At 56.7% G+C, this 25,809-nt stretch carries 22 protein-coding genes; 13 read left to right on the plus strand and 9 right to left on the minus strand.

Annotated elements, in window-relative coordinates; translation table 11 throughout:
* Positions 1 to 56 precede the first annotated feature (56 nt).
* Entirely contained in the window at positions 57 to 1,571 is a 1,515-nt protein-coding gene (gene dgt, locus ACOTZP_RS05075) for a dGTPase (protein ID WP_023299363.1), read from the minus strand.
* Between the two features lie 82 nt (positions 1,572 to 1,653).
* Here dgt and mtnN point away from each other — a divergent pair, with 82 nt between their 5' ends.
* Genes mtnN through ACOTZP_RS05090 form a run of 3 tightly spaced genes read left to right on the plus strand, consistent with a single transcriptional unit; the run spans position 1,654 to position 3,801 of the window.
* The gene (gene mtnN, locus ACOTZP_RS05080) at positions 1,654 to 2,352 is read left to right on the plus strand and encodes a 5'-methylthioadenosine/S-adenosylhomocysteine nucleosidase (RefSeq protein WP_003856223.1); all 699 of its coding nucleotides are present in this window, start codon (positions 1,654 to 1,656) and stop codon (positions 2,350 to 2,352) included.
* Entirely contained in the window at positions 2,345 to 3,154 is an 810-nt protein-coding gene (btuF, locus tag ACOTZP_RS05085) for a vitamin B12 ABC transporter substrate-binding protein BtuF (RefSeq protein ID WP_023305464.1), read from the plus strand. The genes mtnN and btuF overlap by 8 nt, the downstream gene beginning before the upstream one ends.
* Before the next feature lie 23 nt (positions 3,155 to 3,177).
* Entirely contained in the window at positions 3,178 to 3,801 is a 624-nt protein-coding gene (locus tag ACOTZP_RS05090) for a TRIC cation channel family protein (RefSeq protein WP_003856227.1), read from the plus strand.
* A gap of 57 nt (positions 3,802 to 3,858) precedes the next feature.
* On the opposite strand, the gene erpA is transcribed toward ACOTZP_RS05090, so the two are convergent.
* Positions 3,859 to 4,203: an iron-sulfur cluster insertion protein ErpA gene (gene erpA / locus ACOTZP_RS05095; protein ID WP_003856230.1), complete on the minus strand. Its 345-nt coding sequence runs from the start codon at positions 4,201 to 4,203 to the stop codon at positions 3,859 to 3,861.
* 85 nt (positions 4,204 to 4,288) lie between these two features.
* Entirely contained in the window at positions 4,289 to 5,689 is a 1,401-nt protein-coding gene (gene clcA, locus ACOTZP_RS05100; protein ID WP_022647097.1) for a H(+)/Cl(-) exchange transporter ClcA, read from the minus strand.
* A gap of 177 nt (positions 5,690 to 5,866) precedes the next feature.
* Here clcA and hemL point away from each other — a divergent pair, with 177 nt between their 5' ends.
* Positions 5,867 to 7,147: a glutamate-1-semialdehyde 2,1-aminomutase gene (gene hemL, locus ACOTZP_RS05105; RefSeq protein ID WP_421633666.1), complete on the plus strand. Its 1,281-nt coding sequence runs from the start codon at positions 5,867 to 5,869 to the stop codon at positions 7,145 to 7,147.
* A gap of 93 nt (positions 7,148 to 7,240) precedes the next feature.
* Here the strand turns inward: hemL and fhuB are convergent, their stop codons facing one another.
* The 6 genes from fhuB to hrpB all read right to left on the minus strand — a co-directional run bounded on the left by fhuB (position 7,241) and on the right by hrpB (position 18,558).
* A complete protein-coding gene (gene fhuB / locus ACOTZP_RS05110) occupies positions 7,241 to 9,223 on the minus strand; it encodes a Fe(3+)-hydroxamate ABC transporter permease FhuB (RefSeq protein WP_032625558.1) in 1,983 nt (660 codons plus the stop codon).
* Positions 9,220 to 10,110 (minus strand): Fe(3+)-hydroxamate ABC transporter substrate-binding protein FhuD, encoded by an 891-nt coding sequence (gene fhuD, locus ACOTZP_RS05115; protein ID WP_022647094.1) that lies wholly within the window; start codon positions 10,108 to 10,110, stop codon positions 9,220 to 9,222. The genes fhuB and fhuD overlap by 4 nt, the downstream gene beginning before the upstream one ends.
* Positions 10,110 to 10,907: a Fe3+-hydroxamate ABC transporter ATP-binding protein FhuC gene (gene fhuC / locus ACOTZP_RS05120; RefSeq protein WP_022647093.1), complete on the minus strand. Its 798-nt coding sequence runs from the start codon at positions 10,905 to 10,907 to the stop codon at positions 10,110 to 10,112. The genes fhuD and fhuC overlap by 1 nt, the downstream gene beginning before the upstream one ends.
* A gap of 50 nt (positions 10,908 to 10,957) precedes the next feature.
* The gene (fhuA, locus tag ACOTZP_RS05125; RefSeq protein WP_023299357.1) at positions 10,958 to 13,168 is read right to left on the minus strand and encodes a ferrichrome porin FhuA; all 2,211 of its coding nucleotides are present in this window, start codon (positions 13,166 to 13,168) and stop codon (positions 10,958 to 10,960) included.
* Positions 13,169 to 13,405: 237 nt separating this feature from the next.
* Positions 13,406 to 15,931 (minus strand): bifunctional glycosyl transferase/transpeptidase, encoded by a 2,526-nt coding sequence (gene mrcB, locus ACOTZP_RS05130; protein ID WP_022647091.1) that lies wholly within the window; start codon positions 15,929 to 15,931, stop codon positions 13,406 to 13,408.
* 197 nt (positions 15,932 to 16,128) lie between these two features.
* Positions 16,129 to 18,558, minus strand: coding sequence for an ATP-dependent helicase HrpB (gene hrpB, locus ACOTZP_RS05135; protein ID WP_271074949.1), 2,430 nt, complete (start codon positions 18,556 to 18,558; stop codon positions 16,129 to 16,131).
* Between the two features lie 73 nt (positions 18,559 to 18,631).
* Here hrpB and thpR point away from each other — a divergent pair, with 73 nt between their 5' ends.
* The 9 genes from thpR to panD all read left to right on the plus strand — a co-directional run bounded on the left by thpR (position 18,632) and on the right by panD (position 25,568).
* Positions 18,632 to 19,186 (plus strand): RNA 2',3'-cyclic phosphodiesterase, encoded by a 555-nt coding sequence (gene thpR, locus ACOTZP_RS05140; RefSeq protein ID WP_063152259.1) that lies wholly within the window; start codon positions 18,632 to 18,634, stop codon positions 19,184 to 19,186.
* Complete coding sequence (sfsA, locus tag ACOTZP_RS05145) at positions 19,176 to 19,880, plus strand: DNA/RNA nuclease SfsA (protein ID WP_023299353.1); 705 nt, start codon at positions 19,176 to 19,178, stop codon at positions 19,878 to 19,880. The genes thpR and sfsA overlap by 11 nt, the downstream gene beginning before the upstream one ends.
* Before the next feature lie 176 nt (positions 19,881 to 20,056).
* Complete coding sequence (gene dksA, locus ACOTZP_RS05150; RefSeq protein WP_001155232.1) at positions 20,057 to 20,512, plus strand: RNA polymerase-binding protein DksA; 456 nt, start codon at positions 20,057 to 20,059, stop codon at positions 20,510 to 20,512.
* A 59-nt stretch (positions 20,513 to 20,571) separates the two neighbouring features.
* Entirely contained in the window at positions 20,572 to 21,462 is an 891-nt protein-coding gene (gene gluQRS, locus ACOTZP_RS05155) for a tRNA glutamyl-Q(34) synthetase GluQRS (RefSeq protein ID WP_022647088.1), read from the plus strand.
* A gap of 42 nt (positions 21,463 to 21,504) precedes the next feature.
* The gene (pcnB, locus tag ACOTZP_RS05160) at positions 21,505 to 22,902 is read left to right on the plus strand and encodes a polynucleotide adenylyltransferase PcnB (protein ID WP_071785222.1); all 1,398 of its coding nucleotides are present in this window, start codon (positions 21,505 to 21,507) and stop codon (positions 22,900 to 22,902) included.
* Positions 22,899 to 23,378, plus strand: a complete 480-nt coding sequence (gene folK, locus ACOTZP_RS05165) for a 2-amino-4-hydroxy-6-hydroxymethyldihydropteridine diphosphokinase (RefSeq protein WP_271074950.1) — start codon at positions 22,899 to 22,901, stop codon at positions 23,376 to 23,378. Before pcnB ends, folK begins: the two co-directional genes overlap by 4 nt.
* 123 nt (positions 23,379 to 23,501) lie before the next feature.
* Positions 23,502 to 24,293 (plus strand): 3-methyl-2-oxobutanoate hydroxymethyltransferase, encoded by a 792-nt coding sequence (gene panB, locus ACOTZP_RS05170; RefSeq protein WP_022647086.1) that lies wholly within the window; start codon positions 23,502 to 23,504, stop codon positions 24,291 to 24,293.
* Between the two features lie 11 nt (positions 24,294 to 24,304).
* A complete protein-coding gene (panC, locus tag ACOTZP_RS05175; protein ID WP_022647085.1) occupies positions 24,305 to 25,156 on the plus strand; it encodes a pantoate--beta-alanine ligase in 852 nt (283 codons plus the stop codon).
* Between the two features lie 31 nt (positions 25,157 to 25,187).
* Positions 25,188 to 25,568 carry an aspartate 1-decarboxylase gene (panD, locus tag ACOTZP_RS05180; RefSeq protein ID WP_022647084.1) on the plus strand — a complete coding sequence of 127 codons (381 nt, stop codon included), beginning with the start codon at positions 25,188 to 25,190 and terminating at the stop codon, positions 25,566 to 25,568.
* Positions 25,569 to 25,809 lie beyond the last annotated feature (241 nt).

Genomic DNA, 25,809 nt, shown 5'->3' on the forward strand with positions numbered 1-25,809 from the left:
GATTAAGTTTATGGAAAAAGTAAAAATTTATTGGTCGTCTTTACAAAACTCATGGCTTATTCAACGGCCATAAGCTTGCGGTATTCATCCCAGGCATACAAATCTGTCATCCCGCTGATATAGTCCTGGATAAGACGACAGCGATAATAATATTCCATGACTGGCCATTGGGAAGAATGACGATCTATTTTACTGACGGCCTCAATGTATGCCAGCCGGTGACGGGTTGAAAGCTTCTGATAGAGACGAGATTCAATCGGCAGGCGGCGAACACGTTCATTTTCGACCAGCTCGCAAAACTCATCGACCGTCAGCTGGAGCAGCGGGCCATAAATTTCCAGCAACCCGCTGATAACCCGGTATCCTTGCAGCTCCAGCTGTTCGACATCCGGGTGGCTGAAAACATGGCGAACAGCCACGTTTTTATATAATTCAAGCAGCTGACTAAAACTGCTCTCATCTTCCAGCAGGGCGTGATTAAATTCCCCGCTAAATATCATCGGCAAATTATCAATGAAACGGGCGGCCGCATACGGCACCAGTTTATTCAGCGTATTGACCCGCAAATACATAAAGAACTGATCTTCGGTACTGCGGCTCAGCGAATTTGAACGCGATTTATCCCAGGCATTCTCGACGACCTGTGCAAACAGAGAACCTTTTTCATGCTCTCCCCAGGCATCGTGAAGATGCTGATACAGCTCCTCGACGCTGAATATTCTTTTTTCCACTGCATCTTCCAGATCGGCCACGCAATAAGAAATGTCATCAGCCGCTTCCATAATCCACGTCAATGGAAAACGGCCATTCGGCGTTAGCGAAAGTTCTTTACGCAACCGTTCAATGTACGCTTCTTCCGACAGGTAATAGCCCGGTTTTTTCATCAGGTAGCTATGGGTGGCAGGCGTTTCCCCCATCCACCACGCGGGACGCGTGTATTTGAGAATACAGCCCACCTGCGCCCAGGTCAGATTCATGCGCATCAGGGAGTGCACCAGACGGATCCCCTGCGCGTTACCTTCGAAATGACACAGATCCTGACGCACCTTGCGGCGCAGATCGTTCAGGCTATCTTCGCCCTCACGCAGGCGTAAATCGCGTACCACACAGCGGTCATCGCTGAGCGGCTGGCTTATGGCGTCAGAGGGAAAAAGCCGCTGTTTAAACCAGTCATTGATGGCGGCCTCGCCGAAATGACCAAAGGGAGGATTGCCGATATCGTGCATCAGGCAGGCCATCTCAACGATGCTTTCGAACGGCCCGGTCAGTTCATCCAGCCCGTAGGTTTCCAGCAGACGTTGCTCTTTGAGACGGCTGAGGATCTCTTTCGCAATGTAGCGCCCCACCTGCTGCACTTCCATGGAGTGCGTTAACCGCGTACGCACCGCAGCGTTACGCTCCAGCGGGAACACCTGGGTTTTTTGCTGTAACCGGCGGATGGCGGGCGAATTGATGATGCGTCCGCGATCGCTTTCAAAAATGCGCAGGATCTCATGTTCGCTCTTATCGCCCTGCGGCGAACGGAAACGTCGGTGCCAGTTAATTTTGGTGCGAAAATCGATTGGTGCCATGTGCTCCCCCGCGTGAGAATGCGTTTCCCCTTAACCGCATGATAGACTATGCATCTTAACAAGGCACATCGCGAGTAAATCTATGAAAATCGGCATTATTGGTGCAATGGAAGAAGAAGTTACGCTGCTGCGTGACAAAATTGAGAACCGTCAGACCCTCTCCCTTGGTGGCTGTGAGATCTACACCGGCCAGCTGAACGGCGTTGACGTGGCTCTGCTGAAATCAGGCATCGGTAAAGTTGCAGCGGCACTGGGCGCGACCCTGCTGCTTGAGCGCTGCAAGCCTGACGTTATCATTAATACAGGTTCGGCGGGCGGTCTGGCGCCGACGCTGAAAGTGGGCGATATCGTGGTTTCCGACGAAGCGCGTTACCACGATGCAGACGTCACCGCATTCGGCTACGAATATGGTCAGCTTCCGGGCTGCCCGGCCGGGTTTAAAGCGGATGATAAGCTGATTGCCGCCGCTGAAAGCTGCATTAACGAGCTGAACCTCAATGCGGTGCGTGGCCTGATCGTCAGCGGCGATGCCTTTATCAACGGTTCTGTTGGTCTGGCGAAAATCCGTCATAACTTCCCGCAGGCTGTGGCCGTTGAGATGGAAGCCACGGCCATTGCGCACGTGTGTCATAACTTCAGCGTGCCGTTCGTGGTCGTTCGCGCGATCTCTGACGTGGCGGACCAGCAGTCCCACATCAGCTTCGACGAGTTCCTGGCCGTTGCGGCCAAACAGTCCACCGTGATGGTGGAAACCCTGGTGCAGAAACTGGCGCGTGGGTAAGGTGTCATTCAGGGCGCTGGTCGCCCTGCTTCTGCTCGCCCCGGCCTGGCTCATCGCCGCGCCGCGGGTGATCACACTCTCCCCTGCCAATACGGAACTGGCGTTTGCCGCCGGGATTACGCCCGTTGCGGTGAGCAGCTTTTCCGATTATCCACCGCAGGCCGCCCATCTCGAACAGGTTGCCACCTGGCAGGGAATGAACCTGGAACGCATCGTGGCGCTGAAGCCCGATCTGGTTCTTGCCTGGCGCGGCGGTAATGCCGAACGACAGGTGGACCAGCTCTCTTCGCTGGGAATAACGGTAAAATGGGTAGATGCGGTGAGCATCGAACAGGTGGCGCAAACCCTCCGTGACCTCGCGCCCTTCAGCCCTACCCCCCAACGCGCCGAGCACGCTGCACAGCAGATGCTCAACGACTATGCTGCGCTAAAAACCCGATACGGCACGCAACCGAAACAACGCGTTTTTCTGCAATTTGGCAGCCAGCCGCTGTTCACTACCGGGAAAGGCTCGATCCAGAACCAGGTGCTTGAGATCTGTGGAGGTGAAAATATCTTTGCTGAAAGCCGGGTCCCCTGGCCGCAGGTCAGTCGTGAGCAGGTTCTGGCGCGACAACCGCAGGCCATTGTGGTGGTCGGAAATGCGAGCGAGATTCCTAAAATAGAACAATTCTGGCATCGGCAGCTTAAAATTCCGGTCATCGCACTCAACAGCGACTGGTTTGAACGCGCCAGCCCGCGTATTATCCTCGCCGCAAAACAACTCTGCGCCGAACTGGCAGAGAGTCACTCAAACAGATAAATACCCTATTCGAGGATTTAACGATGCTCGTGTATTGGCTGGATATTCTTGGCACAGCCGTTTTTGCTATCTCCGGCGTTTTGCTTGCCGGAAAACTACGCATGGATCCTTTTGGCGTACTGGTGCTCGGCGTCGTTACGGCGGTAGGCGGCGGAACGATTCGCGATATGGCGCTGGCAAACGGCCCGGTATTCTGGGTAAAAGATCCAACGGATCTGGTGGTGGCGATGGTCACCTGCCTGTTAACCATCGTGCTGGTTCGTCAGCCTCGCAGACTACCAAAATGGATATTGCCAGTGCTGGATGCCGTCGGTCTGGCGGTCTTTGTGGGAATAGGCGTGAATAAAGCCTTTATTGCCGGGACTGGCCCGCTGGTGGCGATCTGTATGGGCGTGTTGACCGGCGTGGGCGGAGGGATTATTCGCGACATTCTGGCGCGAGAAGTCCCGATGATCCTGCGAACGGAAATCTACGCGACGGCCTGTATCATCGGGGGGATTGTTCACGCCACGGCGTATTATACCTTTGCTGTCCCGCTGGAAAACGCGGCGATGCTGGGGATGGTGGTAACGCTGGTGATCCGTTTAGCGGCGATACGCTGGCACCTGAAGCTGCCGACGTTTGCACTGGATGAAAATTCAAGATAGGTATCGTTTATAAGCCCGGTGGCGCTTCGCTTACCGGGCCTACAATTTGCATTCAGGTTAAATACTGAATGAAGAACCACACCCGCAGGTGCTGGTCGCATTCGGGTTAGTCACCACAAAGCGCGAACCTTCCAGACCTTCAGTGTAGTCCACTGAACCGCCCACCAGATATTGCAGGCTCATCGGATCAACCACCAGCGCGACGCCCTGTTTTTCGATAGTCATATCACCATCGTTAACCTGGTCGTCAAAGGTAAAACCATACTGGAAGCCACTACAGCCGCCGCCGGTAATATAAACACGCAGTTTCAGATCCGGATTGTCCTCGTCGGCAATCAGGGTTTTCACTTTTTTCGCTGCTGCTTCGGTAAATTCCAGCGGCAACGCTACGTCATCACTCATCTTATGCTCCCATGAATACTGCGACTGCTATTGGGTAAAAATCACCCAATTCTTTTTGTCATTATCTAATACCCTGGTAATTCATTCAAGTATTCTGCTTCAGGGCCTGTTCAGCTTCCTGTTTCGCCAGGGTACGGGCAAGAATGGTGGAGTATAGCGGTTTTCCACCCAGGAATTGGGCTAATAGTGTCGCGCCGAGGCAGGTAATGATCATTGGCAAAATGAGCTGGTAATTGTCGGTCATTTCCAGCACCAGCACGATCCCGGTCAGCGGCGCACGCAGGGAGGCCGCCAGCAGCGCCCCCATTCCCGCAACCGCAAACGTCCCCGCATCCAGATGGTAGGCCGGGAAGCCCGCCGCCGCCGCCATCCCGAACGCCGTACCCAGCAGCGTCCCCAGCGCCAGCATCGGGGCGAAAATGCCGCCCGGGGCACCAGAGGAGAAGCACAATACCGTGGTGATGACGCGTGAAATAAACATAAACAGCAGCAGGCCTACGCTGAAATTCCCCGCCGCGGCAATGGGAATCAGACCGAAACCGCCGCCCGCCGCATTCGGTTCGATAAAACCGAGGATCCCGCACACGCCACCAAGCAGGCCCCCCACCAGCACCCATTTCGTGGTATTTCCGCCATGGATGCGCTGAAACATATCCTGCGCCCGTAAAATCAGGGTGTTAAAAAGCGGGCCAACGACGCCAAAAATCATCCCAAGAATCAGATACAGCCACAAAGTATTGACCGGCGCATTGGTTAGCTTGCCAACTTCAATCACCGCCCCTTCGCCGTTAAAGACGCGAAAGACAATGCTCGACATAATCACGCCGGTAAACACCGCTTTAATGGAGATCAGGTTGTAGCGGAACTGGGCGCGCATCTCTTCAATGATAAACAGGATACCCGCCAGCGGCGCGTTAAACGCGGCAGACAGCCCGGCCGCCGCCCCCGTTGCCAGCAGCGTATGGCGCGCTTCGGCGCTGCGCATACGGAACAGATCGCCGACCATGCGCCCGACGTTACCGCCCAGCTGTACCGTTGGTCCTTCCCGACCGAGCACCATGCCCGCTCCGAGCGTTCCCATCCCGCCGATAAATTTCACAGGAAGCACGCGCCACCAGCGAACCGGGCGTAGCTCTTCCAGCGCCCCCTCAATTTCAGGGATCCCCGAGCCACCTGCTTCAGGTGCGAATTTACGCACCAGAAAATAGCCCACCATGGCAAACAGGGCCGAAAGGCCAAAGGCCCACACCCAGACCAGCCATTCACGATCCGCGAAGCTGGCGACGGTGCCTATGCGCCAGTTGAGCACCGCATTGACGGCTTTCTCAAACGCGACGCCTACCAGCCCGGCCAGCGTGCCCACAACGGCGGCTGCCACCAGAATGGCTAACGGGGTTTTGTCACGGTTGAGCAGCCGCCGGATACTGACCCGGTGCTTCGCGCGCGTAAACTGTTGTTGTTCAAAAGAAGGCGTGTTCTCGTTCATTACCTGTTCTGTTTCGTCATACAAAAGGCCGCAGGGATTCTACCAGAGACAATCCCCTCGTCCCCTGAAAAATACTTAACAATTGTTAAGCCTTCTATGGGGCAAAAATTTTATAACCTCTTCCGAATCACTTAGAATAGTTGCCTTAACTCATTTCTACGAACCAGGAACGACGCCATGAGCAAGTCTGAAAACCTCTACAGCGCAGCCCGCGAGCTAATCCCAGGCGGCGTGAACTCACCCGTGCGCGCCTTTACCGGCGTGGGTGGCACCCCGCTGTTTATCGAACGTGCGGATGGCGCATATCTGTATGATGTGGATGGTAAAGCCTATGTCGATTACGTCAGCTCCTGGGGCCCGATGGTACTGGGGCATAACCACCCGGCGATCCGCAACGCGGTGATTGAAGCCGCTCAGCGCGGCCTGAGCTTCGGCGCGCCAACCGAGATGGAAGTCAAAATGGCGGAGCTGGTCACCGAACTGGTGCCAACGATGGACATGGTGCGTATGGTGAACTCCGGTACCGAAGCGACCATGAGCGCTATCCGTCTGGCGCGCGGTTTTACCGGCCGTGACAAGATCATCAAGTTCGAAGGTTGTTATCACGGCCATGCCGACTGTCTGCTGGTGAAAGCCGGTTCCGGCGCGCTGACCCTCGGCCAGCCGAACTCCCCGGGGGTGCCGGCTGATTTCGCGAAACACACGTTGACCTGCACCTATAACGACCTGAGCACCGTTCGCGCCGCGTTCGAGCAGTATCCGCAGGAGATCGCCTGCATCATCGTTGAGCCAGTTGCGGGCAACATGAACTGTATCCCACCGCAGCCGGATTTCCTGCCGGGCCTACGCGCCCTGTGCGATGAGTTCGGCGCGCTGCTGATCATCGACGAAGTGATGACCGGCTTCCGCGTGGCGCTGGCGGGTGCCCAGTCTTATTATGGCGTGGAGCCGGATCTGACCTGCCTCGGCAAAATCATTGGCGGCGGCATGCCTGTCGGCGCGTTCGGTGGACGTAAGGACGTCATGGACGTGCTGGCGCCAACCGGTCCGGTTTACCAGGCGGGTACGCTCTCCGGTAACCCGATTGCGATGGCGGCGGGCTTTGCCTGTCTGACCGAAGTGGCGCAGCCGGGTATCCACGAAACCTTGACGGACCGGACGACGCAACTGGCAAACGGTTTGCTGGAAGCCGCAGAAGATGCGGGTATTCCACTGGTGGTGAACCACGTGGGCGGGATGTTCGGGATTTTCTTCACCAATGCGAAAACCGTGACCTGCTATCAGGACGTGGTGAAATGCGACGTGGAACGCTTCAAACGCTTCTTCCACCTGATGCTGGAAGAAGGCGTGTATCTTGCCCCGTCAGCGTTTGAAGCAGGCTTTATGTCCGTGGCGCACAGCGAAGAAGATATCAATAACACCATCGACGCAGCGCGTAAGGTATTTGCGAAGCTGTAAAATGTGCGGCTTGATGCCCTCACCCCAACCCTCTCCCACAGGGAGAGGGAGCAAACACTAAAACGGCAATCTAAGGATTGCCGTTTACTTTTATTACCGACTCTGCTTTCTCAACAGATAAATAAAGTAAGGCGCGCCGATAAAGGTCGACAGGAGGCCCGCCGGGATCTGATACGGGAACAGCACCATCCTTCCGCACCAGTCAGCAAAGACCAGGATCGCCCCGCCCGTCAGCGCAGAGATCACGATATGCGGCAAAGTCCTGCGGAAACCCATCATACGGGCGATATGCGGCGCCATTAATCCGACAAAACTGAGCGGGCCGATAGTCATGGTGGCCGTCGCCGTCAGGCACGCGGCCAGCAGCAACAGCGCAATGCGCGTTGGCGTCAGCGCCACCCCGACCGCGCGGGCGGTATCCCCACCCAGCGGCAGAATGGTCATCCAGCGGCGGCACAGCGGCACAATCGCCAGCAGCACGATCATCACAATCCCGGTATGCACCACCTGACTGCCGGTGGCGTTGTATGTTGAACCGGAAATCCATGTCAGGATCTGCGCCATGCGCGGATCGCCGCTCGCCTGCAACATCATCAGCAGCATAGTAAACGCGGTGCTGAGCGCCATCCCGGCCAGCAGCATGCGGTGAGGTGAGAAACCACCTCGCCCGGAGGCGATCAGGATAATCATCAGCGTGACTGCCGCACCGATACTCCCGGCAGGCATCAGCCAGCCGAACGCATTTCCCGGTACGAGGAACAACATCAACACTACGCCAAACGCGGCCCCGGAGCTGATCCCTAATACTTCCGGGCTTGCCATCGGGTTGCCGGTGAGACGCTGGATAATACAGCCCGCCACCGCCAGCATGACGCCCGCAATCAGCGCGGAGAAAATCCGCGGCCAGCGCCACTGCATGAGTTCATGCAGCAAATCCCCCGTTGCCCAGTGCCAGCCCGTGGCGTCGCGTCCCAGCGAGAGTGCGGCAAACGAGGCGATAACCAGCACTGCCAGCCCGGCAAGGCTGAACCACACCACCGACTGACGCTCGGCATGCACTTTATCGCCGGCATCCATCGCCGGAGCGCTAATGCTGCGCAGGCGCGGCAGCAGCCACAGCAGCAGCGGCGCGCCGATCAGGGCCGTCACCGAGCCCGTGGAAACTTCCATCCAGACGCGCGCCAGCCAGAGAATGAGCTGATCGGAAAGCCAGAGGATCAGCGCACCAATCAGCGGCGCCAGCATCAGACGCGCCAGCAGACGGCGCGCGCCGAGCATTTTTGCCAGCAATGGCGCAAACAGGCCGATAAAACCGATGATGCCGACGGCGTTAACCAGTAACGCGCTCAGCACAATCGCCAGGGTCAGGGCCGCCAGACGGGCCAGCGACAGCGCCAGCCCGAGATTGCGCGCCACGCCGTCATCGAGGCCCATCAGCGTGAGCGGACGCAGCAGCAGCAGCGTCAGCACCACGCCGCCGAACAGCTGCGGCCACAGACGCTGGACGATACTCCAGTCGGTCTGGGTGAGCGTGCCGGTACTCCACATAAACATGCTTTGCAGCTGGTCGTGGTGAAACAGCACCAGCAGCTGGTTGATCGCCCCACAGTAGAGGCTGACGACCAGCCCCGCGAGGATCAGCGTGACCGGTGAGAGACGTTTTCCCCAGGCTACGCCAAAGACCAGCGCACCGACCACGCATGCACCTGCCAGCGCGGCAAACTGCGAGGTTAACGCTCCCGGCAGGGTCCAGAGCGTGGTGATGGTGATCCCCAGTTGAGCCCCCGTCGCCACGCCCAGCGTGGTTGGCTCCGCCAGCGGGTTACGTAGCACCTGCTGAAACAGTACGCCCACCAGTCCCAGTCCCGCCCCGACCAGCAGGGAGATAGCCAGACGCGGCAGCAGGCTGTAGTGGAACAGCATTTGCTGAATATTGTCGATATCCGGTGCGGCAAACGCGGCTGCCCACTGATCGCGCGGTAACGCCGTGGTCAGGTTAAAGCCGGTTAATGCCAGGGCAGCCAGAAAAATGAGCGCTAACAGTAACATCGGGAAACGGGCCATACGCGTGCTCATGCCTTGCCTCCCAGTGCATTGTCCAGCACGCGGGCAAAATGCATGGCCGACAGCGTCGCGCCGTAGAACCATACCGCTGGCGCGCGCAGGAAGCGCTGCTCGCGGACGAACGGCATTGCCTGCCAGAGCGGAGTCGCCATCAGGGTTTGCATTTCGCGCTCATTGCCGTGGTCAAAGCACAGCACGTCCACATCACGAAACGCCGCCAGGCGGTCAATCCCCACGGCGGTACTGCCCCAGAACGTCATCTCGCCTTCCCAGGCATTGCGAATGCCAAAGCTGTCGAGTACTTCCTGGAACAAACAGTTATTTCCAAAGACCAGCATATGGCGGGCATCCAGCAGGGTCACCATCAGCAAAGGCCGATCGCCACGGTGGGCAAAGCGCGGCTTAAGGGAATCAATCAGCGCATCAAATTCATCGAGATGTTTTTTCGCCTCAGCCTCACGGTTGAGGAACTGCGCCATCTCGTGGATGGAATTTTTTGCCATGGTCAGCGGCTTTTTACCGTCGCTAAAGGAAAAGCCCCGTCCGGGCGCAATCTTCGCCATGGTCTCTTCCGACGGGCCATACCCCGCAGACCAGAATAAATAAGACGGTTTCATCTGGGTGAGAAGCTCGAGGTTCGGCTCCGTACGCAGACCGATGTCGATGACGGAGTCCGGCAGTTTTGGCTCATTCACCCACAGGGTGTAGTTGGGAATATCGGCCACGCCGTAAGGCGTCACGCCCAGCGCCATCATCAGTTCGACGGGCAACCACTCCAGCGCCACGATGCGGTGCGGATCGACTGCGGCAGCGCGGGCCGGGCCCATCTTTAACAGCAGCGGTGAGAGTGCCATGGCCGTTAGCAGGCGACGGCGGCTAATTAATGTTGGATCCAGCATCAGTAGACAAAGCTCACGGGTGCAGCCCCGGCCGGGTGAGGCAGAATGCCCATAGGAATACCGTAGATATGTTCCAGCGTTTCGCTGCGCATCAGTTCGGCAGGCGTACCCTGAGCGATCATTTCACCGCCGCGCAGCGCTACCAGATAGTCGCAGTAGCGTGCCGCCATGTTGATATCATGCAGAACGGCAATCACCGTCAGGCCGCGCTGCTGGCTTAAGCGATGCACCAGCGCCAGGACGTCAACCTGATGAGCAATATCCAGCGCTGAAGTGGGTTCGTCGAGCAGCAGGCAGCGGCTGTCCTGCGCTACCAGCATCGCGATCCATGCGCGCTGACGCTCGCCACCGGACAGGCTATCCACCAGACGGTGCGCCAGCGGTTTTAACCCAACCAGCGCGATAGCCTCTTCCACTTTCTCTCTGTCAGCAACGCCAAAACGCCCGAGCGCACCGTGCCACGGATAACGTCCAATCGCCACCAGCTCGCGCACCGTCATCCCCTCCGCCTGCGGCAACTGCTGCGGCAGATAGGCCACCTTGCGGGCAAAGGCCTTACTGCTCCAGCTCGCCAGCGGCTGGTCATCCAGCAGAATGTCGCCCTCGGACGGCGGCTGATGACGGCCCAGCATCTTCAGCAGCGTCGATTTACCGGAACCATTGTGCCCGATTAAACCGGTCACTTTACCTGCGGGAAACGTCAAAGAGAGCGGATGCAGCAAGGTGCGCCCGGGTACGCGAAAGGAGAGATTGTTGAGCGTGAAGGTGGAGTCGGATTGCGTTTTAGTATCCTGCATGTCAGCCAACTTAAATAAAAAGGGCACGGCGAACCGTGCCCATAAAGAGGTTAGAAGCGGAAGGTCGCCGTGGCAACAACCTGGCGTCCTGCTCCCCAGTAGCATGCATACTCGCTGTAGCAGCTGGAGACGTATTCACGATCAAAGATGTTGTTCACGTTGACGCCGACGGAAGAGCCCGGCAGACCGAAGCGCGCCAGATCGTATTTCACGGTCGCATCCGCCAGGGCATAACCCGCGACATTAAAGGACTCATAGGCTTTAGGCGACGCTGAGGAGTAGTACGTCACCGTGTTACCGATGTAGCGAGCACCCGCACCAACGGTCAGGCCGCTTAGCGCCGTCTCGTGGAAGGTGTAATCCGCCCACAGTGATGCCATGTTGCGCGGTACTTCTGCCGGACGACGACCTTCATACCAGGTATCGTGGGTGTATTCCGCATCGGTGTAGCTGTAGGCCGCCGTCACGTTCACGTTAGCCGACACCGCCGCTTTCGCTTCCAGCTCAAAGCCTCGGGAGCGAATTTCACCGCCCTGCACGCTAAAGCCGCTGGTCGGGTTCGCCGGATCCGCGGTCAGGTTATTGTTCTTGGTCAGCTGGTATACCGCTGCCGTCACCACAACAGGCAGATCTTTTGGAACATACTTCACGCCCGCTTCATACTGCTTGCCGCGTGCCGGATCGAACGGTTTGCCGCCCTGGGTAGTGCCAGAGAGCGGTTCAAAGGATTCACTGTAGCTGAAGTATGGTGTAATCCCGTTGTCGAACAGGTAGTTAATCCCCCCGCGCCAGGTAAATGCCTGATCGTTAATTTCCGCGGTGGTTCCGTTATTACGGTTAAAGGCAGACGTTTTCGCAAAGTCATAGCGGCCACCCAGGGTGAGTACCCACTTATCCCATTCAGCCTGATCCTGCGCATAGAGCCCGGTCTGCTCCTGACGATTGAGCATGGCATACGGGAAGTTCACATTGACGTTCGCATTGCCGTGCTGAGGATTGTTCATGCTGATCGGATCGGCGGTGCCGTAGTCAGCATCAATGTCATTTCGCATACGAAGGTAATCCACACCCGTCAGCAGGGTATGGTCAACGGCGCCGGTCGCGAATTTCGACTGGAGCTGTGTATCAACCGTGAACGAGTTGAGGTCTTCATCTGAGCGCACGTAGGCACGGCTGATCTGGGCCGGGGCGATATAGCCGTTACCGTAAACTGAACGGTACAGCGTGTTGATTTTGGTATAACGCAGGTTCTGACGCACGGTGAAGGTGTCGTTGAATTCATGCGCGAAGCTGTAACCCACCATTTTCTGACGACGGGAGATCTTATTGTCTTCATCACCTTCGTTGAAGTCGGTCGGCAGTTTGTGCGCTTTTCCGTTAGCATCATAGTAAGGCACAACGGTACCTTCACGTGGCAGCCAGCCGTAGTAACCCGCATCCGGATCGCTCTGGAAGTTGCTCAGGAAGGTGAAATCGGTTTTATCATCAGGACGCCAGCTGAAAGACGGCGCAATCGCGTAACGAGTAGACTTCACCATTTCCTGCTGCGCGTTCTCACTACGTCCCAGACCGGTCAGACGGTAGGACCACACGCCGTCATCGTCAATCGCGTCGCTGAAATCAAACCCCGTCTGCCAGAGGTTATCCGTCCCCATTTTGAACTGAATTTCTTTCAACGGTTCCGTGGTTGGACGCTTACTGACCATACTCACTACGCCGCCCGGATGGCTTTTGCCATACAGTACAGACGTCGGGCCACGCAGCAGCTCTACGCGCTCAAGGAAGTACGGGTCCATGGACGCTTCAGAGTAGTTGTCTCCCTGCAACTTCATACCATCCAGATACTGGTTGGTATTCACGGTGCTGGAGGTCGTGAAACCACGAATCGAAACCACATCGTAAGTTGTTGAGGCGCCGCGCGTTGCGAAAACGCTTGGGGTGTAGGCCAGGGCCTGTTTAACCGTCCCCGGCTGTTTCATGTCCATCTCTTCACGAGTCACAACAGAAATAGACTGCGGGGTTTTCTCAATGGGTGTATCGGTTTTCGTCGCCGTTGCAGTGCGTTTTGCCGCAATCGTCGGTGCAGGACCCCAGGCACTTTCCTGTGCAGCCGGTGCGGCAGTCACGGTGATGGTTTCTTCTTTCTTGGGGGTTTCAGCGGCTTGTGCATAAGCAGACATGCCGGCAACCGCTGTGGCTACGACGGCTGCGATTTTACGCAGCGACGTGTTAATTGGCTGAGCAGTATTGGAAAGCGCCATGATGGATCTCTGATGAAAAAGGTGAATGATAACGTAAACGAGAATTATTATTATGACCGCAGAATAATATGCGAAACGCTGACGGCATAGCAAGCGATATGCGGCCCTACAAGAATTGAGGGTTTAAGAAATAATCAACGGAAAACGGGTCGTTAATAAGGATTGAAAACAGGGTTAAGGAAATGAGTTGCTGAGGTGAAAAAACACCCCCTTCCAGGGAAGGGGGTGTCATAAGGGCTAGTTGCCGCCGAACATATCCTTGATCCAGCCGGCGACGCCGTCGCTGTCTTTCTTCTCGTTCTGCTGCTGCGGCTGTTGCTGCTGCGGCTGCTGAGGCTGAGAAGACTGATCGAACGGGTTACCTGTCGGTTCTTCTGGCTGGCTTTGCTGGCACAGCGCATCCGGGTTGGTCGTCCAGACCGGCAGCGAACGCACGCCGCCGCCACAGATGAAGTTACCCGAGCTGTCCACGCCCATATCGACGATATCTTCCGGGGCAACGAGGTTCAGCGGCACCGGAGACTGATTGGCCAGATAGCGCTGGTAAATCGACATCGCGCCGCTCGCACCATACAGTTTGGTCGGCTGGTTGTTATCGCGGCCCACCCAGGTGATCACCACTTCACGGCCATCAATACCGGCGAACCAGGTATCGACGTTGTTGTTGGTAGTCCCGGTTTTACCCGCCAGATGCAGACCAGGATACTTCGCCCCCAGCTGACGCCCGGTACCGCGCTGGACCACCTGCTGCATGGTCCACAGCGTCATATAGGCCGCCTGCGCCGGAACAGCGCGCTCCGCCTGCGGGAAGCTCTGATACAGCACGGAGCCATCTTCGGCAATCACCGAACGCAGGGCGGAAAGCGGCGCTCGGTTACCGCCGCTGGCGATGGTCTGGAACGCCTGGGCCACTTCGATTGGCGTCAGGTTAAGCGCCCCCAGGATCATCGCTGGCACAGGGTGCAGCTGATCTTTCGGTACGCCCAGCTTCTGCCAGGTGTCGGTGATGGCGGGGAGGCCCAGCGCCATGCCGAGGTTAACAGTCGGCACGTTCATCGAGCGGGTTAACGCATCCACCAGCATCACCTGGCCGCTGAACTGCTTATCATCGTTCTGCGGAGACCACACCTGGCCGTTAGGCTGGCGCAGGGAGATTGGCGCATCGGCAATCCAGGTGTTCAGTCGATAGAGATTCGGCTGGCTCAGCGCGGTCAGGTAGGTTGCCGGTTTTGCCAGTGAACCAATCGAACGACGCGCCTGCATCGCGCGGTTATAGCCCGCATACTGCGGCTCGGCGCCGCCCACCATGGCGCGAACTTCGCCGGTGTTGCGATCAACTACCACCATCGCGGTTTCCAGATCGCTCAGCTTACGCTGCTTCTTCAGAACCGGAATACCTTCAACCGCCGCTTTTTCTGCCGCATCCTGCGCCACGGAGTCAAAGGTGGTGAAGATCTTCACCCCGGAGAGATCTTTCACTTTATCTCCGAGCTTAGACTGCAACTCCTGACGTACCATCTGCATAAAGGCAGGCTGCGGAGAGATCACCCCACCGCGCGGCTGAACGCCCAGCGGACGCGCGCTCAGCATGTCGTACAGCTCCTGGTCAATCACCTGCTGTTGTTGCAGCAGACGCAGCACCAGGTTACGACGCTCCAGCGCCAGTTTCGGGTTACGCCACGGGTTGTAGATCGACGCGCCTTTTACCATGCCCACCAGCAGCGCCTGCTGGTCAAGGCTCAGCTCTTCTACCGGACGGCCAAAGTAGTACAGGCTCGCCAGCGGGAAGCCGCGGATCTCGTTATCGCCGCTCTGACCGAGGTACACCTCGTTCATGTACAGCTCAAGAATACGATCCTTGCTGTAGCGCGCATCCATCAGCACGGCCATGTACGCTTCGTTGGCTTTACGCCAGTAAGAGCGCTCGCTGGAGAGGAACAGGTTTTTCACCAGCTGCTGGGTCAGGGTACTCGCCCCCTGCACCGTACGCCCCGCGGTCAGGTTCGCCAGTACCGCACGACCAATGGAGTAAAGGCTAATCCCGTCGTGCTCGTAGAAGTGGCGGTCTTCGGTTGCCAGCAGGGTATCCACCAGCAGATCCGGGAAGCCGTTACGCGCCACGAACAGGCGCTGTTCGCCGTTTGCGGACGACAGCATGGTGATGAGACGCGGATCGAGACGGAAGAAACCGAACTGGCGATCGTTATCCATGTTCTCAATGGTTTCCAGGCGATCGCCGTCAAAGGTCAGACGCGCGCGCACCTGCCCCTCTTTACTGTCCGGGAAGTCGAACGGACGGCGGATCATCTCAATGCTTTTCGCCTGGACGGTAAATTCACCCGGACGGGTCATTTTTGTGACCTGACGATACTGCGTGGCTTGCAGCAGCTTCACCATCTCATTCTTGCTGATGGACATGTCCGGCTCAAGGTTCACCATGCGGCCGTACACTGCCGCAGGCAATTGCCAGACTTTCCCGTCAATACGGCTGCGGATCTTCTGATCCAGATAAACGCCGTAAATCGCGATCAGGACAACAAAAACAATAAACAGCTTCAGCAGCAGCCAGAACCAGCCGCGCTTACCACGAGGCTTACGCCCTTTGCCTTTCCCTTTACGCGGCATCGGTTCTTCATCCTCATAATCGTCTTCATAGTCATCGTCATACTCCTCATCTCTGAGGCGACGACGGCTTACCTTTTCTTTCGCCGGACGCGTCGGCTTTCCCTTACGTCCTATTGGCTCGCGGTCATTCCCCGCCATGCTTTTTCTCCGCAACATTCAGGCGCAAAGGCCAGATTTTCTTATCTTGCACAGGTCAGTGAAAGAAGAAATCTCTCAAAATAAACAGCAAGACTTTCCTGACAGGAAAGTCTTTAGTGTTTTCTCCCTCTCCCTGTGGGAGAGGGCCGGGGTGAGGGCATCAGGCCGCACTTTACCTTTCAGGCCGCACTCCCCCATTACGAATATTTCTTCGTGCGCCGTGTCGGCGCGGTATTCGCCGGATCGTCCGGCCAGACGTGTTTGGGATATCGCCCCTTCATCTCTTTCTGCACTTCACGATAGCTCCCCGCCCAGAACGCCCTCAGATCGCGGGTGATCTGCAAGGGACGATGCGCAGGCGAAAGCAGCTCAAGCACTAACGGCACGCGCCCTTCAGCGATGGACGGCGTGGTGGCCTCACCAAACATCTCCTGCATCCGAACCGCCAGCGCTGGCGGATTATCCTCATGATAACGAATGGCAATCCGACTCCCGGTTGGCACAGTGTAATGCCCAGGCAGTTCACTATCCAGACGTTGACGTAACGACCAGTCCAGTAAATTCTGTAACGCTGCCTTAACATCAAGCGCCTTAAGGGCGCGCAGGGAGTGTACGCCGCTCATCTGCGGCAACAACCACTGTTCAAGCGTCGCGAGCAGCGTCTCATCATCCACCGCTGGCCACCCCTGTTCCGGCAGCCACTTCGCGGCGCAGTGCAGGCGAATGCGATATTGTTCAGCCTCAGGCGTCCAGTTCAATACGCTCAGCCCTTTTTCCCGAATGCCGTTCAGCATCGCCTGGTGTAACTCTTCCTCCGACGGCTTCGCCAGCGGTTTTGTCCCGAGCGTCAGTTTGCCAATCTGGCTACGACGGAACGCCTTCAGCGTGCCCTGGGCATCATCCCATTCGACAATGTCAGATTGCTGAAGCAGCTGCGGGCAGGCACGCGTCAGGGCGTCAATATCTACGGCAACCGCCTGCAAGATGCGCGCATCCGGGGAGTGACTGCCCTGGAGTAAGAGCGGCGCGATCAGCCATTCATGACGCGTCAGAGCATCATCGCTGTCCAGCATCGCGCCCATCCCATTTGCCAGTTGATAACGACCATCAAGCCCGCGACGGCGCGCGATCCTGTCCGGGAAGGCCTGGGCCAGAAGAGGGATAACTTTATCGCTGTCAGGCGATCCTCCCCGGCTCTTCAGGCGGTGACACAACTGCTGCGCGCGCTGTTGCCAGTTTCCCTGCTGGCGTGAAAAGGCCTGTCCCAGATCGCTGCTGCCACCGCGCGGCGGCTCCTCAAGAATAGCCGCCAGTTTTGCCGCCGTGGCAATTTCATCGTCGCCCTGTGCTGCCACCAGCATCGTAGCCAGACGCGGATCGTTGCCCAGCGCCGCCATTTTCTGGCCGCGCGCCGTCAGTCGCTCGCCTTCCAGCGCGCCAAGCTGGGTCAGCAGGCTGCGCGCGGCGGAAAGGTTCACAACAGGCGGAGGATTAAGCCAGGTGAGCTGGTCAGGGTCCGGGCAGCCCCACTGCATCAGATCCATTACCAGCCCGGAGAGATCGCTTTGTAAAATCTCAGGCGTACTCTGCAATGCCGCACGCTCCGCCTGCTCGGCGCTGGTTAAATGCAGGCAAATACCCGGCTCAAGACGCCCTGCTCGGCCTGCGCGCTGCACCATTGAGGCCTGGCTGATGCGCTGCGTCAGTAGCCTGGTCAGCCCGGTACGCGGATCAAAACTGGCCACCCTCTCCTGCGTACTGTCCACCACCAGGCGAATGCCTTCGATGGTCAAACTGGTTTCGGCGATATTGGTCGCCAGTACCACTTTGCGCTGCCCCGCCGGTGCGGGAAGGATCGCCTTGCGCTGGTCAGCCAAATGCAGCGCGCCGTAGAGCGGGCACAGCATAACGTCACTGCTCACCCGGGATGCCAGCTGCTCCTGTACGCGCTGGATTTCGCCTACGCCGGGTAAAAACAGCAGCAGCGAGCCGGGTTCCTGACGGAGCAATTCGGCGGTGGCGATGGCAACGGCTTCGTCAAAACGCTGATGGGCAGGCAGCGGCTGATAGCGGCGCTCGACCGGGAACGCACGCCCTTCAGAGGAGATCATCGGCGCGTCAGGGAGCGTCTGCCGGAGCCGCTCGTTATCCAGCGTCGCCGACATAATCAGCAGCCGAAGGTCGTCGCGCAGCCCCTGCTGAACGTCGAGCAGCAGCGCAAGGGCCAGATCGGCCTGGAGGCTGCGCTCGTGAAATTCATCAAGGATCACCAGCCCGACGCCGCTCAGCTCCGGATCGTTTTGCAGCATACGGGTGAGAATGCCTTCAGTGACCACCTCCAGCCGCGTAGACGGGCCAATGCAGGTTTCGGCGCGCATCCGGTACCCTACCGTCTCGCCCGGTTTTTCATTCAGCAGTTCCGCCAGGCGCTGCGCCACATTGCGCGCCGCCAGCCTGCGCGGTTCCAGCAGGATAATTTTCCCGCTGATGCTCCCCTCGCGCAGAATTTGCAGGGGCAGCCAGGTGGATTTACCCGCTCCGGTGGGCGCGCTGAGCAAAACCTGTGGCGCATGTTCTAAGGCTGCGAGTAGCTCAGGAAGGACGGCGACGACGGGCAAAGAGGACACTTACGGCTCCAGAGGGTTAACATTAATCGGCGTACATTGTAGCATCGGCGCATATCATTACCGAGTCTTGCGCATGTCTGAGTCAAAACGGCTATTCTTCGCCATTGAATTACCCACCACGCTTCAACGGCAAATTGTTCGCTGGCGCGCCAGCCACTTCCCCGCGAAAGCGGGCCGCCCTGTCGTCGCCGCCAATATGCACCTGACGTTAGCTTTTCTTGGCGAGGTGAGCGCAGAAAAGCAGCGCGCGTTAAGCGCAATGGCCGGACGCATTTCTCAGCCGGGTTTTACGCTGCATCTTGACGATGCCGGGCAATGGCTACGCTCTCGGGTGGTCTGGCTGGGGACGCGGCAGCCCCCCCGCGGACTGCTCCAGCTCGCCAACATGCTGCGGGCACAGGCCGCGCGCAGCGGCTGTTATCAGAGCCCGCAGCCGTTTCATCCCCACATTACCCTGCTGCGCGATGCGGGTCAGGCTGTTGCCATCCCGCCACCGGGCTTCCACTGGTCCTTTCAGGTGAATGAATTTGCGCTGTACGAATCTGCCTTTGTACAAGGACGCACCCGCTATACTCCGCTCCAGCGCTGGACGCTGGGCGACACGTTAAGGAATCCTGATGAAGTTTAGCCCTGCACTCCAGCCCGCCACGCTGATCCAGCGTTACAAACGCTTTCTCGCTGACGTGATCACGCCTGAGGGCGAAACGCTCACGCTGCATTGTCCTAACACCGGCGCCATGACCGGTTGCGCCACGCCGGGTGACACGGTCTGGTATTCCACATCAGAAAATACTAAACGCAAATATCCTCATACCTGGGAAATGACCGAGACGCAAAGCGGGGCATTTATTTGCGTTAATACCCTGCGCGCAAATCAGCTGGTTAAGGAAGCCCTGACAAATGGAATCCTTCCTGAACTGGTGGGTTACGGCACGCAAAAAAGCGAAGTGAAATATGGCGATGAAAGCAGCAGAATTGATTTTATGTTACAGGCGGAAGACCGCCCTGAGTGCTATATTGAAGTGAAATCAGTGACGTTAGCGGAAGAGGAAAACGGCTTCTTTCCGGATGCGGTAACGCTACGTGGCCAGAAGCATCTGCGGGAGCTAATGAGTGTAGCGGCGGCGGGCAAGCGCGCCGTGTTGCTGTTTGCGGTTCTGCATTCAGCCATTGAACGGTTTTCCCCGGCCCGTCATATTGATCCTAAATACGCGCAATTGTTGAATGAGGCACAAAAGCAGGGGGTAGAGATTTTCGCTTATAAAGCGGAACTTTCTGCCGATAATATGACTCTGAGATCCTCTCTTCCCATTGTCCTATAAGGGATTAGACGATTGACTAATAAGTGTTCTGGCCGCGTGCGCAAATACGCTTTTCCTCACAGGGTTGTCAAGTGTTACGTTTAGATAATTGCCATACGGAAAAGCATCTGCTATTTATAGCGACCTGATTTTTCCCCCAACACGGGGATCGATAGTGCGTGTTAAGGAGAAGCAACATGCAAGAAGGGCAAAACCGTAAAACATCGTCCCTGAGTATTCTCGCCATCGCTGGGGTGGAGCCGTATCAAGAGAAGCCGGGCGAAGAGTATATGAACGAAGCCCAGCTGTCGCACTTCAAGCGTATTCTTGAAGCATGGCGTAATCAACTCAGGGATGAAGTCGATCGCACCGTTACACATATGCAGGATGAAGCTGCTAACTTCCCGGATCCGGTCGACCGTGCCGCTCAGGAAGAAGAGTTCAGCCTCGAACTGCGTAACCGTGACCGCGAGCGCAAACTGATCAAAAAGATCGAGAAAACGCTGAAAAAGGTCGAGGACGAAGATTTTGGCTACTGCGAATCCTGCGGTGTTGAAATCGGTATTCGTCGTCTGGAAGCGCGTCCAACAGCCGATCTGTGCATCGACTGTAAAACGCTGGCAGAAATCCGCGAAAAACAGATGGCTGGCTAACGCCTTCCCTCTCACTACTCTGCTAAGGCGGGAGTTTCTCCCGCCTTGTTACCGTTGATATGTCTGAATCTCACTATATCGGGCGCTTTGCGCCATCTCCCTCCGGTGAATTACACTTCGGCTCATTAATTGCCGCGCTCGGCAGCTACCTACAGGCTCGCGCCCGTCAGGGTAAATGGCTGGTTCGCATTGAAGATATCGATCCTCCGCGTGAAGTTCCCGGTGCGGCAGAAACTATTCTGCGTCAGCTGGAACATTACGGTCTTCACTGGGACGGCGACGTACTCTGGCAGTCTCAACGCCATGATGCCTACCGTGAACGTCTGGCGTGGCTTGCTGAACAGGGCCTTTCCTATAACTGCACCTGCACGCGTGCGCGAATTCAGAGCGTGGGTGGCGTTTACGACGGCCACTGCCGTACGCGGCACAACGGCCCTGAGAATGCCGCCGTACGGCTGATACAGCGCGCTCCGGTGACGCAGTTTACCGATGTCCTCTCAGGAACCATTCAGGCGGATGATCGTCTGGCGCGTGAAGATTTTATTATTCACCGTCGCGATGGCTTGTTTGCCTATAACCTGGCGGTGGTTGTCGATGACCATTTCCAGGGCGTCACGGAAATCGTGCGTGGGGCGGATTTGGTTGAGCCTACCGTGCGGCAAATATCGCTTTACCAGCAGTTTGGCTGGACGGTGCCGGATTACATCCATCTGCCGCTGGCGGTCAATGAACAGGGGAGTAAGCTGTCAAAACAGAATCATGCCCCGGCGCTGCCTGACGGCGATCCGCGCCCGGTATTGATCGACGCGCTGCGATTTCTCAACCAGAATGTAACGCAGGAATGGCAGGATCTGAGTCTGGATGAATTGCTGAAAACGGCCATTGCTGACTGGACGCTTATGGCCGTGCCAAAAATCCAGCATTCTCAAATGCGTTGCGCTGAGCTATGATTAGCCGCTTTTTTGATAACAAAACACACTACGAGGTGTACTATTTTTACCCGAGTCGCTAATTTTTGCCGTAAAGTGCTGAGCCGCGAAGAGAGCATGGCGAATGATGCTATTGCACAGCCACACATGTCGGTCATTCCGCGTGAGCAGCACAATATTTCCCGCAAAGATATCAGTGAAAATGCCCTCAAGGTGCTCTATCGTCTGAATAAAGCAGGCTACGAGGCCTATCTCGTCGGCGGCGGGGTGCGCGATTTACTGCTGGGCAAAAAACCAAAAGATTTCGACGTGACGACCAGCGCCACGCCTGAACAGGTGCGTAAATTATTCCGCAACTGCCGTCTGGTTGGTCGCCGTTTCCGTCTGGCGCACGTGATGTTTGGACCGGAAATTATTGAAGTGGCGACCTTCCGCGGTCACCACGAAGCGGGCGTCAACGATCGCACAACTTCCCAGCGCGGCCAAAACGGCATGCTGCTGCGCGACAACATCTTCGGCTCTATTGAAGAAGATGCTCAGCGTCGCGATTTCACCATCAACAGCCTTTACTACAGCGTGGCGGATTTTACCGTGCGCGATTACGTCGGCGGTATGCAGGATCTGAAAGACGGCCTGATTCGCCTGATCGGCACGCCGGAAACGCGCTATCGCGAAGATCCGGTCCGAATGCTGCGCGCCGTGCGTTTCGCCGCCAAGCTAAACATGCGTATCAGCCCGGAAACCGCAGAGCCGATCCCGCGCCTGGCGACGCTGATTAACGACGTCCCCCCTGCCCGTCTGTTTGAGGAGTCGTTAAAGCTGCTCCAGGCAGGCTACGGGTTTGAAACCTACAATTTGCTGCGTGAATACAACCTGTTCCAGCCGCTGTTCCCGACCATTACCCGCTACTTCACCGAAAACGGTGACAGCGCAATGGAGCGGATGATTGCACAGGTGCTGAAGAACACGGATACCCGTATTCATAACGATATGCGCGTGAATCCGGCGTTCCTGTTCGCGGCCATGTTCTGGTATCCGCTGCTGGAAACGGCGCAGCGCATTACCCAGGAGAGCGGCCTCGCCTATTATGATGCGTTCGCGCTGGCGGCAAACGACGTGCTGGACGAAGGCTGTCGCACGCTGGCGATCCCGAAACGTATTACCACGCTGGTGCGTGATATCTGGCAGCTTCAGCTGCGTATGTCCCGCCGTCAGGGTAAACGTGCCTGGAAACTGATGGAGCATCCTAAGTTCCGCGCCGCGTTCGATTTGCTCTCTCTGCGTGCTGAAGTCGAAAGAAACCAGGAGCTACAGCGCCTGGCGCAGTGGTGGGGAGAATTTCAGGTCTCTGCACCACCGGAGCAAAAAGATATGCTCACGGATCTCGATGACGAGCCGGCACCCCGCCGTCGTCACCGTCGCCCGCGCAAGCGCGCGCCGCGTCGTGAAGGCACAGCATGACCCTTGCGTATATTGCCATCGGCAGCAATCTGGCCTCTCCGCTTGAGCAGGTTAACGCTGCCGTTCAGGCGCTGGGGGAGATCCCGCAAAGCCATATCGTGGCAGTCTCCTCCTTTTACCGTACGCCCCCGCTCGGCCCGCAGGATCAGCCTGATTATCTGAACGCCGCCGTGGTGCTGGAAACAGGCCTTGACGCAGAAACGCTGCTGGATAATACCCAGCGTATTGAGCTACAGCAGGGTCGCGTACGTAAAGCCGAACGCTGGGGACCGCGCACGCTCGACCTCGATATTATGCTTTTCGGCCACAAGGTGATTAACACCGAGCGCCTCACCGTTCCGCACTATGACATGAAAAACCGTGAGTTTATGCTCTGGCCGCTGTTTGAAGTCGCCCCCGATCTCACCTTCCCTGACGGCACCTCGCTGAACGCCGTTCTGCTAAGCCTCAACGCGGAAAAACCGGTCCGCTGGTAATCCCGTGTCACCCCCGATTAGCCATGTGTTAAATATGGTTAATCGATTGCCTAAAATCATTGTTCCCTCGAATGTTACTGTTAGAATGCGCAAAGATCCGCTTTTGGGCCATCAGGAAACAGTATGAAACCAACTACCATCTCCTTATTGCAGAAATGCAAACAGGAAAAGAAACGCTTCGCCACTATCACCGCGTATGACTACAGCTTCGCAAAACTGTTTGCCGAAGAAGGGATCAACGTCATGCTGGTCGGAGACTCGTTAGGGATGACGGTACAAGGACATGATTCCACTCTGCCGGTCACGGTCGAGGATATTGCTTACCATACCCGCGCCGTGCGCCGGGGTGCGCCCGCCTGCCTGCTACTTTCCGATCTGCCGTTTATGGCGTATGCCACCCCGGAACAGGCCTTTGAAAATGCGGCAACTGTGATGCGCGCCGGCGCCAATATGGTCAAAATCGAAGGCGGCGACTGGCTGGTCGATACGGTGAAAATGCTCACCGAACGGGCCGTGCCAGTTTGCGGGCACTTAGGGCTGACGCCGCAGTCCGTTAATATCTTTGGCGGTTATAAAGTTCAGGGGCGTGGCGATGCGGCGCAGACGCTGTTTGATGATGCCCTGGCGCTGGAAGCCGCTGGAGCACAGCTGCTGGTGCTGGAGTGTGTGCCGGTTGAGCTGGCTAAGCGTATCACTGAGGCGCTGTCGATTCCGGTGATCGGCATCGGCGCGGGCAACGTCACCGATGGCCAGATTCTGGTCATGCACGACGCCTTCGGGATCACCGGCGGTCACATTCCAAAATTTGCTAAAAATTTCCTGACAGAAGCAGGCGACATGCGTGCTGCTGTGCGGCAGTATATTGCCGAGGTTGAGTCCGGCGTGTATCCGGGCGAAGAACACAGTTTCCATTAAGGAGTCCAGGTGTGCTAATCATAGAAACTCTGCCGCTGCTGCGCCAGCATATCCGCCGTGCACGTCAGGAAGGTAAACGTATCGCCCTCGTCCCGACCATGGGCAATCTGCACGACGGCCATATGAAGCTGGTCGATGAAGCGAGAGCCCGTGCAGATATCGTGGTAGTCAGTATCTTCGTTAACCCGATGCAGTTCGATCGCGAAGACGATCTGGCGCGCTATCCACGTACCTTGCAGGAAGATTGCGAGAAGCTCAAAAAACGTCATGCGGATATCGTCTTCGCACCGGCCCCCGCAGATGTTTATCCTCAGGGTACCACTGAAGCGACCTACGTTGACGTACCGGGTATTTCGACCATGCTGGAGGGTGCCAGCCGTCCGGGCCATTTCCGCGGCGTTTCCACCATCGTCAGCAAGCTGTTTAACCTGGTGCAGCCGGACATCGCCTGCTTTGGCGAGAAAGATTTCCAGCAGCTGGCGCTGATCCGCAAAATGGTTGCCGATATGGGCTACGACATAGAGATTGTCGGCGTGCCGATTGTACGTGCGAAAGATGGCCTGGCGCTTAGCTCCCGTAACGGCTATCTGACTGCGGAACAGCGTAAAATTGCGCCAGGCTTAAGCAAAGTCATGAATACCATGGCAGAGCAACTGCTGGCAAAAGAATTAACCGCAGAAGAAATCATCGCTCTGGCTGAACAGGCGCTGAACGAGAAAGGTCTTCGTGCTGACGACGTTCAAATTCGGGATGCCGATACGCTTCTGGAACTCTCAGATACCAGCAAACGTGCGGTAATTCTGGTGGCGGCTTGGCTCGGCCAGGCCCGCCTTATCGACAACAAAGTGGTTGAACTGGCGTAGTTTTACTACCCGGAAGTGAAAGGTAAACGTAATGATTCGCAAAATGCTACAAGGTAAGCTTCACCGTGTGAAAGTCACCCAGGCCGACCTGCACTATGAAGGCTCCTGCGCGATCGACCAGGATTTTCTCGACGCGGCGGGTATTCTCGAAAACGAAGCTATTGATATCTGGAACGTTAATAACGGCAAACGCTTTTCAACGTACGCGATTGCCGCTGAACGCGGGTCTAAAATCATCTCCGTTAATGGGGCAGCGGCGCACTGCGCGGACGTGGGTGATATCGTCATTATTGCCAGCTTTGTGATGATGTCTGACGAAGAGGCACGTCGCTGGCAGCCAAAAGTGGCATACTTTGAAGGCGATAATGAAATGAAACGTATTGCGAAGGCAATTCCGGTTCAGGTTGCCTAAGCCAATAGTACTGTTATAAATTACCCGACAAATAGGTTGGGTAATTTATACATAATTAAAATGAATAGCGTTCTTTTTATATATTTTTATTAATATATTCAAGTCACCCTGCCGAAAACCTGCTCATCAAAATGATGAACAATTATTATCATTCACTATTAAATAATCATATTGACTTAAAGATCGTTTAAGTATTTCTAACGCCTAACGGCTTCTCACAACCATTACTCATCACTTAGAA

Origin of the sequence: Enterobacter cloacae complex sp. SYL001 (assembly GCF_049237025.1) — a bacterium.
Lineage (GTDB): Bacteria > Pseudomonadota > Gammaproteobacteria > Enterobacterales > Enterobacteriaceae > Enterobacter > Enterobacter intestinihominis.

Coding starts and splice junctions, on each gene's coding strand:
- dgt (WP_023299363.1), bottom strand. CDS start 1,571: ATGGCACCAATCGATTTTCGCACCAAAATTAACTGGCACCGACGTTTC.
- mtnN (WP_003856223.1), top strand. CDS start 1,654: ATGAAAATCGGCATTATTGGTGCAATGGAAGAAGAAGTTACGCTGCTG.
- ACOTZP_RS05090 (WP_003856227.1), top strand. CDS start 3,178: ATGCTCGTGTATTGGCTGGATATTCTTGGCACAGCCGTTTTTGCTATC.
- erpA (WP_003856230.1), bottom strand. CDS start 4,203: ATGAGTGATGACGTAGCGTTGCCGCTGGAATTTACCGAAGCAGCAGCG.
- clcA (WP_022647097.1), bottom strand. CDS start 5,689: ATGAACGAGAACACGCCTTCTTTTGAACAACAACAGTTTACGCGCGCG.
- hemL (WP_421633666.1), top strand. CDS start 5,867: ATGAGCAAGTCTGAAAACCTCTACAGCGCAGCCCGCGAGCTAATCCCA.
- fhuB (WP_032625558.1), bottom strand. CDS start 9,223: ATGAGCACGCGTATGGCCCGTTTCCCGATGTTACTGTTAGCGCTCATT.
- fhuD (WP_022647094.1), bottom strand. CDS start 10,110: ATGCTGGATCCAACATTAATTAGCCGCCGTCGCCTGCTAACGGCCATG.
- fhuC (WP_022647093.1), bottom strand. CDS start 10,907: ATGCAGGATACTAAAACGCAATCCGACTCCACCTTCACGCTCAACAAT.
- fhuA (WP_023299357.1), bottom strand. CDS start 13,168: ATGGCGCTTTCCAATACTGCTCAGCCAATTAACACGTCGCTGCGTAAA.
- mrcB (WP_022647091.1), bottom strand. CDS start 15,931: ATGGCGGGGAATGACCGCGAGCCAATAGGACGTAAGGGAAAGCCGACG.
- thpR (WP_063152259.1), top strand. CDS start 18,632: ATGTCTGAGTCAAAACGGCTATTCTTCGCCATTGAATTACCCACCACG.
- sfsA (WP_023299353.1), top strand. CDS start 19,176: ATGAAGTTTAGCCCTGCACTCCAGCCCGCCACGCTGATCCAGCGTTAC.
- dksA (WP_001155232.1), top strand. CDS start 20,057: ATGCAAGAAGGGCAAAACCGTAAAACATCGTCCCTGAGTATTCTCGCC.
- gluQRS (WP_022647088.1), top strand. CDS start 20,572: ATGTCTGAATCTCACTATATCGGGCGCTTTGCGCCATCTCCCTCCGGT.
- folK (WP_271074950.1), top strand. CDS start 22,899: ATGACCCTTGCGTATATTGCCATCGGCAGCAATCTGGCCTCTCCGCTT.
- panB (WP_022647086.1), top strand. CDS start 23,502: ATGAAACCAACTACCATCTCCTTATTGCAGAAATGCAAACAGGAAAAG.
- panD (WP_022647084.1), top strand. CDS start 25,188: ATGATTCGCAAAATGCTACAAGGTAAGCTTCACCGTGTGAAAGTCACC.